This is a genomic window from Pseudoalteromonas sp. SG43-8 (genome assembly GCF_014164245.1).
In the GTDB taxonomy this organism is placed as follows: domain Bacteria; phylum Pseudomonadota; class Gammaproteobacteria; order Enterobacterales; family Alteromonadaceae; genus Pseudoalteromonas; species Pseudoalteromonas distincta.
In genome coordinates this window covers 55,185-69,583 of record NZ_JACJEX010000008.1, presented here as the reverse complement: position 1 = coordinate 69,583, position 14,399 = coordinate 55,185, and the positions used below count along the sequence as shown (strand labels likewise).

Here is a 14,399-nt window from a genome sequence, read left to right as displayed (position 1 = left end):
CTTTTTTATATCCTTAGTAAGCTAATTTAGTAAATTAACTTAGTAAACTCAAAAGTATCGAAAATAGAGTGGTTACGCTTGCGCGTAATTTTGCTTGTTACCCAACCAACGTTGAATTAGTGGGTCAACAACCTCTGGGTGTTGCTTAAGCATTTGCTGTGCAATCGGTCTTACTTGATTAAGTATGTGCTTATCGCGGGTAAGATCGGCAATTTTAAACTCGGCTAACCCTGTTTGTTTTGTACCGAGTACTTCACCAGGGCCACGAATTTCTAAATCGCGCTCTGCTATCACAAAACCATCGTTACTATCGCGTAGTACACCTAATCGCTTTTGAGCGGTATGAGACAGTGGTGCGTGGTATAAAAGCACGCAATGCGATGCCGTAGCGCCACGGCCAACTCGCCCACGTAACTGATGCAGCTGTGCTAAGCCTAAGCGCTCAGGGTTTTCTATAATGATTAAGCTCGCACTAGGGACGTCTACACCAACTTCAATAACCGTAGTGGCTACTAATACGTGTATGTTTCCTGCCTTAAACTCGCTCATAATGGCTTGTTTTTCAGCTGATTTCATTCGCCCATGTACTAAGCCTACGTTTAGCTCTGGTAGCGCTTCTTTTAACTGCAGTGCGCTGTCTTCGGCGGCTTGGCATTGCAGTACTTCAGATTCATCAATAAGTGTACACACCCAATAAACTTGGCGGCCTTGCTCGTTACACGCTAATTTAACGCGGGCAATAATATCGTCTCTGCGAGTATCAGGAAGTGCCACTGTTGTGATTGGCGTACGCCCAGGTGGCAGCTCATCAATCACAGAGGTTTCTAAGTCGGCATAGGCGGTCATAGCGAGTGTACGTGGAATGGGTGTTGCGGTCATGACTAGTTGATGAGGGTAACAATCACCAAACTTACCTTTTTCACGCAGTGATAAACGCTGGTGGACACCAAAGCGGTGTTGTTCATCAATAACTATAAGCACTAAGTTATTAAACTTAACTTCATCTTGAAATAAAGCGTGAGTACCTACAATCATTTGCGCTTCACCAGAGGCTATTTTTTCAAGTGTTGCTACGCGCTCTTTGCCTTTTGTTTTACCGCCAAGCCAAGCAACTGTTATACCTAGTTGATTAAACCACGTTGTAAAATTAACACCATGTTGCTCTGATAAAATTTCAGTAGGAGCCATTAAAGCGACTTGAAAGCCCTGCGCAATGGCTGTTAGTGCACTAAGTGCTGCTACTAGGGTTTTACCTGAGCCTACATCGCCTTGTACTAAACGCATCATGGGATACGCGTGTTGCATGTCACCTTTAATTTCAGCAACTACGCGGCTTTGCGCATTTGTGGGTGCAAAAGGAAGTTGCTCTAAAAATTGGCTTTCTAATGTGTTTACCGGATTTAATGCCACGGCTTTAACTTGTTGCCCTTGCTCTCGTACTTTTAATAAGCTGAGGTTTTGAGCAAGTAACTCCTCAAATACAAGGCGCTGTTGAGCAGGGTGAGTACCTTGCTCTAATGCAGTTACATCAACATCATTTGGTGGGCGGTGCAGTAATAATAGTGCGTCACTTAGCGGCATATTTGATGGCTGCCACTGTGAAGGCAGTAGTTCTTCTACTGAGTATTTATTTAGTAAATCAATAGCCTGTTCGCTTAAAGCTCTAATCGATAGTTGCTTTAAGCCTTCGGTTGTTGAATAAACGGGCGTTAATGTTGTCGCTACCGGCTGCTCGTTAGAGGTATCGCTGATGCTGTATTCAGGATGACTCATTTCAAAGCCAACACGGCCACGGCGCACTTCACCAAAACAACGTATTATTTTACCAGCGCTAAATGCGTTTTTTTGTGCGGCGGTAAAATTAAAAAATCGTAGTGTTAGCCTGCCAGTACCATCATTGATTTGGCAAACAAGCATGCGCCTTTTTCCAAACGTGATTTGGCTTGTTTCAATTGTTGCTTCAACACTCACGTGGCTATGTAGTGACAACTCATTAATCGCGTATAAGCGAGTGCGATCTTCGTAGCGAAGTGGCAAATGAAAAAGCATATCTTGCACAGTTAAAATACCTAGCTTTAACAAACGCTCAGCCATTTTTGGGCCGACCCCTTTGAGCTCTGTAATTGGGTATTGATTTAAGCTAGGTTTAGACAAATTATATCAATCTTATTATTTGTGAATAAGTTAAGTGTACTTACAGAGCTTTAGTCCATCAAGTATGTTTTAAAGCTTGCCAAAATTGCTCGTCAGCGACTATTTCGCCGTTTTCATCAAGTGCAGGATAAGGTAATTTTTTTTGTTTACACTGCCTTGCGATAATAGGGTGGCAGCCTTCAAAGTAGAGTGGATGTTTAACTTCGGCGCTCAACATATCTCTATTATATAAACCAGCCAGCTCACGTTGGCGCTGTGCTTCAAACAATATTAGCGCAGCAGCAACTGAAACATTTAGCGATTGCACCATGCCTTGCATTGGAATAATAATATTTTGATCGGCATATTCTAGAGCTTTTTCTGATATCCCTGTTTTTTCTTGTCCAACAATAATAGCCGTTGGCTTGGTGTAATCTACTTCTCTAAAATCAACGGCATCTTCTGATAAGTGAGTCGCGAGTATTTGTATTTCTGGATTGCGTTCACGCATTGCAGTAACGGCATCATCAATATTTCTATGTAAGTGCGTCTCTAGCCAGTTTTTACTGCCGCCTGAGGTATTGTTTGTTAGCCATTTTTGCTTTTCAGGCCATACAGCATGTACGTGATGACAACCAACCGCATCAGCACTTCGTACTATTGCAGATAAGTTATGGTGTTTGTGCACGTCTTCTAAGCACACGGTTAAGTCTGTTTGACGGCGCGAAAGTACGTCTTCGATTCTTTGATAGCGAGTTTGCTGCATGGTTATCCTCTTTTTTCGGCAATTATACGAGATTTTTACAGTTAAGGCATTACCGTACGGCTAATTGGATTTTGTAGAGAAATCAGTGTTTCTGTTGATTGAATGGCTTCTATTGCTTGTATCTTATTAATCAGCACATCTTGTAAGTGATCAATGGACTTTGTCATTACCTTTATAAATATACTGTAGTTACCTGTTGTGTAATAAGCCTCTACCACTTCCTCCAATGCTTCTAGCTTTATAAGTGTTTGTGGGTAATCACGTGCGTTATTTAAATTAATACCTATAAAGCAACACACATCGTAGCCTAACTGTTTAGTATTAATCGTTAATTGGGTGCCTGTAATGATCCCTGCTTGCTTCATTTTTTCAATTCTTACGTGAATTGTCCCTGCGCTTACATTAAATCTTTTTGCTAATTCGGCGTACGCAGTACGGGCATTTTCCATTAATGCATGAAGTATCTGTTTATCGAGATTATCGATTAAATAATTTTCCATTATATTTTTCTCATAAAATTATCGAATATATGATTTTTATACCACTTAATTGATGGTTTTAATATGTTAAAGCTATTTTTGTTATGGGATATTGAATTAATTAATCAAATCGTTACATTAACCTCATTAAAGGCGCTCATTAGGGTGCTTTTTATCAATTAAGCAAGTAACAATAACTGGGAATGAGGCCAATTATTATGAGTTCACACTATGTGCAGCAACAGCAGCAAATAAGTAAAGTTAAACAATTTTTTTCACAGCAACTAGAAACCCAACTTGGGCTGGTTGAGGTTCAAGCCCCTATTTTGGCTAAAGTAGGTGACGGCACGCAAGATAACTTAAGCGGCCATGAAAACGCAGTTGCTGTAAATGTAAAAGCGATTACAGATAGCCGCTACGAAGTGGTGCATTCACTGGCTAAGTGGAAACGTAAAACACTCGCAACTTATGGCTTTGGTGTTGGTGAGGGTATTTACACTCAAATGAAAGCTTTGCGCCCAGATGAAGATTCATTAAGTCCTATTCATTCTGTATATGTTGATCAATGGGATTGGGAAAAAGTAATTAACGAAACCACAGAGCGTTCGCTGGCAACACTAAAGCAAACTGTTCAATCTATTTATAAAGGGATAAAAGAGACGGAAGCTTTTGTAAGTGAGTCTTATGGTTTGACGCCTTTTTTACCGGACGACATTAAGTTTGTGCACAGTGAAGAGCTACGTAAAATGTACCCTGACTTTAGCGCTAAACAACGCGAAAAAGCCATTGCACAAGAGTATGGTGCTGTATTTTTAATTGGTATTGGTGGCGCGCTTGGTGATGGCAAAATCCATGATGTAAGAGCCCCAGATTACGATGATTGGTCTACGCCGACATGCGAGCAATACATGGGTTTAAATGGTGATATTTTAGTATGGAACCCAGTACTTGAAGACGCCTTTGAAATTTCATCAATGGGTATACGCGTAAGTCCTGAAGTTTTAAAAGCGCAGTTAAGGGTTACTGGAGATGAAGAACGCTTAGAGTTTGATTGGCATAAAGCGCTACTACAAAGTAAATTTCCGCAAACAATTGGCGGTGGAATAGGGCAGTCGCGCTTGGCTATGCTCTTGCTACAAAAGCAGCATATAGGTCAAGTACAAGTGGGTGTATGGCCGCAGCAAACACATGCTGAGGTAAGCGGTTTACTTTAAATGTGAATAAATTTGAGTGCTCAATAGAGCACTCAGTTATTAGCTTGTTTTGAACTCTATTTCAATTTTGTTATTCAAAAGCTTAACGTTGCACGGAGGGTAATTGCGGATTGTTTTAAGTACTTTATCAAAAATATGAATCTCTACACCTGAATGCAAAACAGAATTTACCGCTAAATTAGCGTCGTTAAGTAAATCGTGTAAGTCGTGATCTAAGTTTGAAAGACGTTTTTCTAATTGCTCTGCCTGCTCACAATAATGCTTTTGAGTAGCACCAATTTTAGTAATTAATAGTTTTTTCTTTTCGGCATCTTTCACTAAATCAGTTTTTTCTAGTGCTGCTTGCAACGTGTCTAGCTGTGCATCTGTTTTAGCTAAGTCTTTAAAGCAATTATCAGTATCAGCGGTTATTTCGGCGCCAGAAGCCGCTAGGTTAATAATCATTTTAGCGCCTGATTCATTCCCTATTTCGCCAGCAATGAGGGTCGTTGCATCGAGTATTTCGCCACCAAATATTTTACCCTTAGGTAAGTCGGATTGACCAACTTGCAGCAAGCGTTTAGCTTTCATTACACAGTGGCTTGTTTGGCGATCAATAAAAATATTATTTGCTTCTAGGTAGCAATACTGTGAATGGGATACGTGAATATCACCTCGTGCAATAAGCTTACAAGACAGTGATTGTTCGTCGGCTTTTTGATGGCCAATAATGCCTTGTTTAACGGTGATGTTTCCGCCTGCGGTAAGCTCTCCTGATTCAACAGTGCCAAATATAGTAATATCGCCTTTGGCTGTTACTTTCATTCCAGGGTCTATATTACGGGTAACAATAACACTGCCTTGAAAGTCAATGTGGCCGCTTTTTACGTTTACATCTGAAATGGTAAAAATATCGTCGACACGCATACCATTATTAATTTCAACCGGAACACCTGCAATAGTAGAGACTAGTTCAAGCGGATTTAGCTTTGATATTTCGGTGCCTTCGCCTGCCACTAATTGTTTATTTTCTCCGGGTTTTGCGGGCAGTATGTCACCTATTACGGTAAAGCCTTCTTTACCAGGAGTTGCTGGTTGTTGGCGAATAAGCACAGAGCCTGGTTCTACACTTGCAAGCTTGCCAAAATCGCGCATATCCACGCTGCCATCTTCTTTGAGCTTGGGGGTTTTTAAACGGTCTTTTAAAGTCTCTACGGTTGTTATTAGTTTAGTAGCTAAACCATCACTTGGTAGTCTGCCTTTAGCTAATACTCCCTTAACGACAGAACCCGGTGTATGATCAAACTGTTTTTGCAGTAGCAACTCTAAAAATGCTTGCTTATAGCCACGCACAATTCCTGCTTTAACGAGTTGTTTTTTTGCATCTTCTAAACTTAATAATTTTCCGCCTTGGGCAAGGGTTAGCTCGCCAATGGCCAGCATTTTATCGTCGCTAATTGTTACATTTAAAGTGGCATTGTGTTTTGTTGCTACAACCAGAGTGTGTTGTGTGTTTTCGTTTTTAAAAAAATCATTAATAGCGTCATGATCTATTTTGCAGTCGCAAAAAGCTGACTTTTCGAGAGCCTCTAAAATAAATGCAGCGCTGGGAGGAATATGTTCTTTTACATCAAGTAAAACATTTCCATTGTTGGCAAGCTTAAACACGAGTTAATCCTTTTTTACTACTTAAGTTAAGTTTGTTTTTTAAAACACAACTACAGATTGCTAGAAATTTACATTTGAGTCAAGAAGTCAGAGAAAACGAAGTGCGGAGCGAGAAAATAAAGGCTATAGAGAAGCTCTATAGCCTGTAATACTTAATTGGTAGAAGGTAATTCCATTATTCCGTCTATTTCAACTTGTGCACCTTTTGGAAGTGCACGAACACCTAATGCAGCTCTCGCTGGGTAAGGTTGCTTAAAGTATTGGCTCATAACTTCATTTACAGTGGCGAAGTTAGATAAATCAGTTAGATAAATATTTATTTTCACTAAATCTTGAATTTGCCCGCCAGCTTCTTCACATACCGCAGTGATATTTTTAAATACCTGATGCGTTTGCTCACTAAAGTCTTCTGAAATCATTTCCATCGTTTCTGGCACTAATGGAATTTGACCAGATAAATAAACAGCGGTGCCTACTTTAACTGCTTGGCTGTAAGTGCCAATGGCAGCAGGTGCTTTGTCGGTAGAGATAAATGCTTTATTCATGTGTTTCCTATTTTACTTTTTACGATAGACTTTTTGTACATCAGGCATAACGCGAATGCGGCGCATAATGTTAGCAACGTGGATACGGTTTTTAACGGTAACCCCTAAATCTATCACGTATAAATTACTTTCTTTTTCATCGGTGGTAATTTCTACAATATTGGCTTGGGTTGTAGTAACAACATTGGTTAATTTAGCCAGAGCCCCTTGATGATTAATAATTTCAACTCTCAGAGCTGCAATATATTCTTTCTCAGGGTTATCGTCCCATTTTACAACTAAGTATTTAGAGCGCTCATTTTCCCAGCCACGGATGTTTTTACATTCTTGGCGGTGAACGGTCAGGCCCTTACCTTGGCTTACATGAGCTGTAATAGCATCGCCAGGTACAGGTCGGCAACACTTAGAGTAATTAACTAGCATGCCCTCAGTACCAATAATGGTCGCTTTGGCTTGGCTGGTAATATCAGTTAAGTCGTCACTGTCATTTTGTAATAGACGTTTGGCAATTAACATGCTCATTAGGTTACCAGAGCCAATTTCTACAAGTAATTCAAGAAGCGTTGTTAGTTCGTGCTCCTCAAGTACTCTCGCTATATTTTCATCAGCAATGCTATCTAGTTTGTTTTCACCTAATGCTGAATCAAGTAAGCGGCGCCCTAAAAGCATGGCTTCTTCATGATGCTGGCTTCTAAGGTAATTACGAACGCCCAAACGCGCTTTACCAGTAACAATAAAGTTTAGCCATGTTGCATTAGGGTGAGCACCTGAGCTTGTTATTATCTCTATAGTTTGCCCTGTATCTAAGGGCCTACTTAAAGGGTGCGGCTTGCGATTAACGCGCGCGCCTACGCAGGTGTTGCCTACATCTGTATGCACGGCATAAGCAAAATCGACTGCGGTAGCACCCATCGGTAGCTCAACAATACGCCCATCTGGTGTAAATACGTAAATTTCTTCTGGGAATAGCTCAGTTTTTACATTTTCAATAAATTCAAATGATGAACCCGCACTTTGCTGAAGCTCTAATAAGCTCTGCATCCACTGGCGAGCACGTTGCTGCGAAGTATTACCTGCACCATCACCTGCTTTTTTATACATCCAATGCGCCGCTACACCTTTGTCGGCCATATGATCCATATCGTGAGTACGAATTTGAATTTCAACAGGTATACCGTGTGGACCAACTAATGAAGTATGAAGCGATTGGTAACCGTTTGTTTTTGGTACTGCAATATAATCTTTAAAGCGTGTTTCAATAGGTTTATAAAGACTATGAGCTACACCTAATACACGATAACACGTATCCATAGAGTCAACTGCAATTCTAAACGCGTAAATATCCATAACTTCGTTAAATAGCAGTTCTTTATTAAGCATTTTTTTATAAATACTATATAAATGTTTTTCACGGCCAGACACAGTTGCTTTAATGCCTGATTCTTCAAGACGTGCTTCTATTTCATGCTGGATATTAGTAATAACTTCTTTGCGATTACCGCGTGCTTTAGCAACTTCCGATTTAAGTGCGCGATGACGCATAGGATATAAAGCTTGAAAACCTAAGTCTTCAAGTTCATTTTTAATATCGTGAATACCTAAGCGGTTTGCAATTGGTGCGTAAATTTCTAGTGTTTCACGCGCTATTCTGCGGCGCTTATCTGGGCGCAATGCGCCTAAAGTACGCATATTGTGTGTTCTATCAGCAAGCTTGATTAAAATGACTCGAATATCCTGAGTCATTGCCATAATCATTTTGCGGTAGTTTTCAGCTTGGAATTCTTTTTTATCTTTAAAGCTAAGCTTATCGAGCTTACTCACACCTTCAACTAGCTCTGCAACAGTTTCGCCAAATATCTCGGCTAAATCTTGTTGACTAAAATCAGTATCTTCAATTACATCATGCATTAGCGCGGCCATGAGTGTTTCATGGTCAAGATGCATGCCTGCAAGAATTTGGGTTACTTCTACTGGGTGCGTTATGTAAGGTTCGCCACTCGAGCGAGTTTGTCCTTCATGGGCCTCTCGGGCTACCACGTAAGATTTTTGAACCAGCTCTACATCAGCAGCGGGCAAGTATTCTGAGATTTTCTTTTTAAGACCTTCAAAAAGATACATTCACACTCCAATGTTCTAGTGAAGCAAATTAGGTAAGTTACGAATATACGATGAAAAGAGAGGATTGCCAACGGCTATAGTAGAAATACTGCGCCGTTGGCTAAATCAGACCGGGAGGTCGATTATTGGTTGCCACCAACAATAGCAGCAACAGCAGCTAATTCAGCTGCTTCTTGGTGTTGTTGTTCTTCACGGTCAATTAAGTCCATTGAAGAGCTATCAACTAAACCTAGTTCAATTTCACGTAAAGCAACTACCGTTGGCTTATCGTTTTCAGGGTCTACTAGTGGAGTTTTACCACCAACAGCAATTTGGCGGGCACGACGAGCCGCAACTAAAATTAAGTCAAAACGATTACCAACTGCATCTACTGCATCTTCAACTGTTACGCGGGCCATCACAGCACTCCAAAAATAATTTAAATCAAAGACGTAGTTTACTGCAAGCAGCCACTTTCGCCAATAGCCAGTGTTCAATTTTTATCAGTTTTACTTGTCTAAGCCTGATTTAAATAGACTTAAATTATTTAAGCAGGCTATTTAGTAAAACTTGATGGCGTTCTTCTTGCGCTTTTAGGGTTAAGCGCTGAGCCATTACAATCATTTCTATGTCGCCAAGCGCGCTCTCAAAGTCATCATTAACAATTACATAGTCGTATTCGTTATAATGTGATGTTTCAGATTGTGCTTTTGCCATACGAGAGGCAATAACCTCAGCCGAATCTTGGCCACGATTATTTAAGCGTTGCTCTAACTCTTCTTTTGAAGGAGGTAGTATAAAAATAGTTTTCACGCTTGGCATTATTTCGCGCACTTGTTGCGCGCCTTGCCAATCAATATCTAAAAACACATCAATACCCGCATCAAGTTGCGACTCAATAGCCTGCTTTGATGTGCCGTAGTAATTGTCAAACACTTGGGCCCATTCAAAAAAGTCATCTTTGGCAATAAGCGCTTTAAACTCATCTGTAGATGCAAAGTGATAATGCACACCATTTTCTTCGCCTGGGCGAGGGGCGCGAGTTGTATGTGATACAGATACTTTCATATCAGCGTGTTTTTTTAATAACGCATTGATTAAGCTTGATTTACCAGCACCTGAAGGGGCTGATAAAATAAATAAGTTACCGCGAGTTTGTGCCATGCTTTTCTCTACCTAAAAATAAACAGGCTTGGATTACAAGTAAACCAAGCCTTTAATTAACTGCATTGTACTTTAATTAGCTCACCTTGCTCAAGTTAGACGTGCTCAAGTGAGCCATGCTTAAATTGAAGTGGCAGTGTTAGACTTTAAATAAAATTGCAATTTAAAATTGCCAACAGAACTAGCCGCTAGATATAAGTATTTGATAAGGTGAACTATCACCTATTAAAGGAGCCTTTATGCTTAATAAAACCTTATTTACCGCACAACAAGTAAGAGATAATGAAGCTTTAGCGGCTAAAAATAGTCATTGCGATTTATTTACCCTAATGCAGCGGGCAGGAGAGGCTGTATATAAGCAATGGCAGTTATTTGATGCGCAGCATACATTAGTCATTGTTGGCCATGGTAACAATGCTGGAGACGGTTACGTTGTAGCTAGGCTTATTATGCAATCAGGTAAAAAGGTAACAGTATGCGCTGCTGAACCCGAAAAAACATTAAAAGGTGATGCTGCAAAAGCGCAGCAGCTATGGATAGAAGCGGGTGGGGTGGTTTCTCATTTTACAAAAGATGCTCTTAATGAGTGCGATATCGTTATTGATGCGCTCCTTGGTACTGGGCTTAATAGCGCCGTGCGCGATAATTTTGCGAATATAATTAACGCTGTAAATAACAGTGGTAAGCCCGTAATAAGCATTGATATTCCATCAGGCATTGAAGCAAATACAGGACAGCCTTTAGGGTGCGCAGTACAAGCTACTTCAACCGTTACTTTTGTAGGTATAAAGCAAGGGCTCACAACGACGGCAGGTAAACAACATAGCGGTAAGTTAGTTTTTGATGATTTAGCAATTGGCGATGCGTTTACTTGTATAGCTCAATCATCAGGTACCTTGATAAATATTAATAGCTTTAAAGGAATTGCCACGCGGGCAATCAATAGTCACAAAGGCAGCCATGGCAAGCTTTTATGTGTTGGTGGCAATCAAGGTACTGCAGGTGCAATTAGGTTAAGTAGTGAAGCAGCTCTTAGAACGGGTGCTGGTATGGTAAGGGTGTATATACACGAAAGCTCAATAACACCTATTAGTATTGGCAGACCAGAACTTATGGTAAGCAGTAATAACTTACATCAAGCGCTAGAGTGGGCAAGCTGCGTTGTTATTGGCCCAGGGCTTGGGCAAGACGAGTGGGCACAAAAAACATTCGATGAAGTAATGCAATATTGCCAAAACAATAAAATGCCATTGGTTATAGATGCAGACGCCCTTAATTTACTCGCTAAGCAAGCTTCATCGTATATGTTAGAGCAATGCGTACTTACGCCACACCCAGGCGAAGCTTCACGACTGCTAAGTGTTAGTACTAGCGACATAGAATCAGACCGCTTTAATTATGCTCGCCTTTGCGCCAAGCGCTATAACGCGACTTGTGTATTAAAAGGTGCTGGAACATTAATAGCTAATGCCCAGCACACGTGGGTATGTGAAGATGGCAATCCAGCACTGGCAGTTGGCGGCAGTGGCGACGTACTCACTGGTATTATTGGGGCATTACTTGCTCAAGGTTTAACTATTGATGAAGCAGCACGCTATGGCGTAACACTGCACGCTAAAGCCGGTGATATCGCAAGTGAGCGAGACGGGCAAAGGGGAATGCTACCCAGTGATCTATTCCCAATTGTAAGAGAGTTAGTTAATAAAGTGACGTGAGTTTAAGCGTCACTCTACATAATTAATTATTAAGCTGTAATAAATCCCATTTTGTACCATGTAGGTCTTCAAAAACCACTACGGTGCCATAGGGTTCTACTCTAGGCTCTTCGTTAAATGTAACGCCTTTAGCAAGCATTAAATTATAATCTCGCCAAAAGTCATTGGTATGTAAAAATAAAAACACACGACCACCCGTTTGATTACCAATAGCGCTCATTTGTTCCGGCGTTGTGGCTTTAGCAAGCAGTAGATTAGTTCTGCTCGAATTGGCTCTGTTTGAACAAGCCCCGTTTGAATTTGGTGGTGAAATTAACACCCAGCGTTTACCATCACCTAAGTTAGTATCCTCTACTAACTCAAAGTTGAGCTTTTGAGTATAAAACTCAATGGCATCGCCGTAGTCCTTAATAACTAATGCAATGCTGCTTATATGCTGTTGAACGTTAGCCATGTTTGGTTTACTCCGTACTATTAAATAAATGTACTTTTTATTATATTAGTTAGCGACTTCGCAGCGTATATGCCCGCAGTATGTAATGTGAATTAACTTGCGAGTTCGTCTTCATCATCGGGTGGATCACCTGAGTCTTCTTTGCGTTTTCTTTGTTCTTGTTTTGCTTTTTGTACATTTTCGTAGGTAGGTGGCGGAATAGGCATCAGTGAAATAAGCGGAAAGAATGCTAAAAATAAATAAGCCCCCTTAGACATACTTTTACCCCACGTGACCATTTTGAGCATAGCCCAAACTACGAATGAAAATAACCCAGTCACAAGGGCAATAAAAACAAAGAAGATGAATATTCCGTTATTACTTAATAAATCCATTTAATATAAATCTTAGTTATACGTAACTTAGATGTGGGTATAAATTAAACAATACCAATGGTTTTTATACTAAAAAGCAAAAAACCAGCCGAAGCTGGTTTTTTATATAAGCGAGGTGCTTAAACGGTGATGTTTATCACATCATTCCGCCCATGCCACCCATTCCGCCCATGCCGCCCATATCAGGTGCACCAGCAGATTCGTCTTTAGGGATTTCAGCTACCATTGCTTCAGTAGTGATCATTAGACCCGCAATAGACCCTGCAAACTGTAGCGCAGAGCGTGTTACTTTAGTTGGATCTAGGATACCCATTTCAATCATGTCGTTGTATTCGCCAGTTGCTGCGTTGTAACCGTAGTTACCATCGCCGCCTTTAACTGCGTTAATTACAACTGATGCTTCGTCGCCTGCGTTTGTTACGATTTGACGAAGTGGTGCTTCCATCGCACGAAGTGCAACTTTAATACCGTGGTTTTGATCTTCGTTGTCGCCAACTAAATCAGCTAGCTTGCTAGCAGCACGTACAAGTGCAACACCGCCGCCAGGTACTACGCCTTCTTCAACCGCTGCACGAGTTGCATTTAATGCATCTTCAACGCGGTCTTTTTTCTCTTTCATTTCGATTTCAGTAGCAGCACCTACTTTGATTACTGCAACACCGCCAGCTAGTTTAGCCATGCGCTCTTGAAGTTTTTCTTTATCGTAGTCTGATGTAGCTTCTTCAATTTGTGCTTTAATTTGAGAAACACGACCAGTAATACCAGCTTCTTCACCAGCACCATCAATGATAGTTGTATCATCTTTAGTGATAATTACGCGTTTAGCTGTACCTAGGTCTTCAACTGTTGCTTTTTCAAGCTCTAAGCCGATTTCTTCAGAAATAACAGTACCGCCAGTTAATACAGCGATATCTTGTAGCATTGCTTTACGACGATCGCCAAAGCCAGGTGCTTTAACAGCTGATACTTTAACAATACCGCGCATGTTATTAACTACTAATGTAGCTAGTGCTTCGCCTTCAAGGTCTTCTGCAATGATTAGTAGTGGTTTACTTGCTTTAGCTACCGCTTCTAATGTTGGTAATAATTCACGGATGTTAGATATTTTTTTATCTACAAGTAGAATAAATGGGTTATCTAGCTCAACAGTGCCTTTTTCTGGGCTGTTGATAAAGTAAGGAGATAAGTAACCACGGTCAAACTGCATGCCTTCAACAACATCTAGTTCGTTTTCAAGCGATTGACCTTCTTCTACAGTAATAACACCACTGTTGCGGCCTACTTTTTCCATTGCTTGAGCAATGATATTACCAATCTCTTGATCAGAGTTAGCTGAAATAGTACCTACTTGTGCAATTGCTTTAGTATCAGAACAAGGAACAGATAACGCTTTAAGCTCTGCAACAGCAGCAATAACTGCTTTGTCGATGCCGCGCTTAAGATCCATTGGATTCATGCCTGCTGCAACAGCTTTAAGGCCTTCATTAACAATAGACTGTGCAAGTACTGTAGCGGTAGTTGTACCATCGCCGGCTGCATCATTTGCTTTAGATGCAACTTCTTTAACCATTTGTGCGCCCATGTTCTCAAACTTGTCTTCAAGTTCGATTTCTTTTGCTACAGATACACCATCTTTAGTGATAACTGGAGAGCCAAATGATTTGTCTAGCACAACGTTACGGCCTTTAGGACCTAATGTAACTTTTACTGCGTTTGCCAGGATGTTTACGCCAGTTAGCATTTTAGCGCGTGCGTCACCTGCAAAAAGTACTTCTTTTGCTGCCATGTTTTAAATTCCTCTAAATTCTTAA

13 protein-coding genes are annotated in these 14,399 nt (G+C 40.7%); 2 read left to right on the top strand and 11 right to left on the bottom strand.

Annotated features, from left to right (window positions below; translation table 11 throughout):
- Window positions 1-72: 72 nt before the first annotated feature.
- The 3 genes from recG to asnC are packed head-to-tail and all read right to left on the bottom strand — an operon-like array spanning window position 73 to window position 3,399.
- Window positions 73-2,154 carry an ATP-dependent DNA helicase RecG gene (recG, locus tag H5122_RS14535; RefSeq protein ID WP_182682442.1) on the bottom strand — a complete coding sequence of 694 codons (2,082 nt, stop codon included), beginning with the start codon at window positions 2,152-2,154 and terminating at the stop codon, window positions 73-75.
- A gap of 58 nt (window positions 2,155-2,212) precedes the next feature.
- On the bottom strand, window positions 2,213-2,899 hold the full coding sequence (gene trmH, locus H5122_RS14530) for a tRNA (guanosine(18)-2'-O)-methyltransferase TrmH (protein ID WP_007580009.1): 687 nt from the start codon (window positions 2,897-2,899) through the stop codon (window positions 2,213-2,215).
- A 41-nt stretch (window positions 2,900-2,940) separates the two neighbouring features.
- On the bottom strand, window positions 2,941-3,399 hold the full coding sequence (gene asnC, locus H5122_RS14525) for a transcriptional regulator AsnC (RefSeq protein WP_024595831.1): 459 nt from the start codon (window positions 3,397-3,399) through the stop codon (window positions 2,941-2,943).
- A 197-nt stretch (window positions 3,400-3,596) separates the two neighbouring features.
- Between asnC and asnA the strand changes: the two genes are divergently transcribed.
- On the top strand, window positions 3,597-4,592 hold the full coding sequence (asnA, locus tag H5122_RS14520; RefSeq protein WP_182671878.1) for an aspartate--ammonia ligase: 996 nt from the start codon (window positions 3,597-3,599) through the stop codon (window positions 4,590-4,592).
- Between the two features lie 39 nt (window positions 4,593-4,631).
- On the opposite strand, the gene H5122_RS14515 is transcribed toward asnA, so the two are convergent.
- From H5122_RS14515 to gmk, 5 genes are all read right to left on the bottom strand, one after another.
- The gene (locus tag H5122_RS14515; protein ID WP_182682441.1) at window positions 4,632-6,239 is read right to left on the bottom strand and encodes a DUF342 domain-containing protein; all 1,608 of its coding nucleotides are present in this window, start codon (window positions 6,237-6,239) and stop codon (window positions 4,632-4,634) included.
- A 152-nt stretch (window positions 6,240-6,391) separates the two neighbouring features.
- On the bottom strand, window positions 6,392-6,784 hold the full coding sequence (locus tag H5122_RS14510; protein WP_002958826.1) for a RidA family protein: 393 nt from the start codon (window positions 6,782-6,784) through the stop codon (window positions 6,392-6,394).
- A 12-nt stretch (window positions 6,785-6,796) separates the two neighbouring features.
- Window positions 6,797-8,902 carry a bifunctional GTP diphosphokinase/guanosine-3',5'-bis pyrophosphate 3'-pyrophosphohydrolase gene (spoT, locus tag H5122_RS14505; RefSeq protein WP_002958827.1) on the bottom strand — a complete coding sequence of 702 codons (2,106 nt, stop codon included), beginning with the start codon at window positions 8,900-8,902 and terminating at the stop codon, window positions 6,797-6,799.
- 122 nt (window positions 8,903-9,024) lie between these two features.
- Window positions 9,025-9,300, bottom strand: a complete 276-nt coding sequence (rpoZ, locus tag H5122_RS14500; protein ID WP_002958829.1) for a DNA-directed RNA polymerase subunit omega — start codon at window positions 9,298-9,300, stop codon at window positions 9,025-9,027.
- Between the two features lie 124 nt (window positions 9,301-9,424).
- Window positions 9,425-10,045 carry a guanylate kinase gene (gmk, locus tag H5122_RS14495; protein ID WP_024596677.1) on the bottom strand — a complete coding sequence of 207 codons (621 nt, stop codon included), beginning with the start codon at window positions 10,043-10,045 and terminating at the stop codon, window positions 9,425-9,427.
- 239 nt (window positions 10,046-10,284) lie between these two features.
- Here gmk and H5122_RS14490 point away from each other — a divergent pair, with 239 nt between their 5' ends.
- Window positions 10,285-11,760 (top strand): NAD(P)H-hydrate dehydratase, encoded by a 1,476-nt coding sequence (locus tag H5122_RS14490; protein ID WP_182682440.1) that lies wholly within the window; start codon window positions 10,285-10,287, stop codon window positions 11,758-11,760.
- Window positions 11,761-11,782: 22 nt separating this feature from the next.
- Here H5122_RS14490 and H5122_RS14485 read toward each other — a convergent pair whose 3' ends face one another.
- The 3 genes from H5122_RS14485 to groL form a co-directional block, all read right to left on the bottom strand.
- Window positions 11,783-12,214 carry a VOC family protein gene (locus H5122_RS14485; protein WP_182671881.1) on the bottom strand — a complete coding sequence of 144 codons (432 nt, stop codon included), beginning with the start codon at window positions 12,212-12,214 and terminating at the stop codon, window positions 11,783-11,785.
- Between the two features lie 92 nt (window positions 12,215-12,306).
- Window positions 12,307-12,492, bottom strand: coding sequence for a hypothetical protein (locus tag H5122_RS14480; protein WP_008138818.1), 186 nt, complete (start codon window positions 12,490-12,492; stop codon window positions 12,307-12,309).
- A gap of 232 nt (window positions 12,493-12,724) precedes the next feature.
- On the bottom strand, window positions 12,725-14,374 hold the full coding sequence (groL, locus tag H5122_RS14475; protein WP_182674086.1) for a chaperonin GroEL: 1,650 nt from the start codon (window positions 14,372-14,374) through the stop codon (window positions 12,725-12,727).
- Window positions 14,375-14,399: the final 25 nt, after the last annotated feature.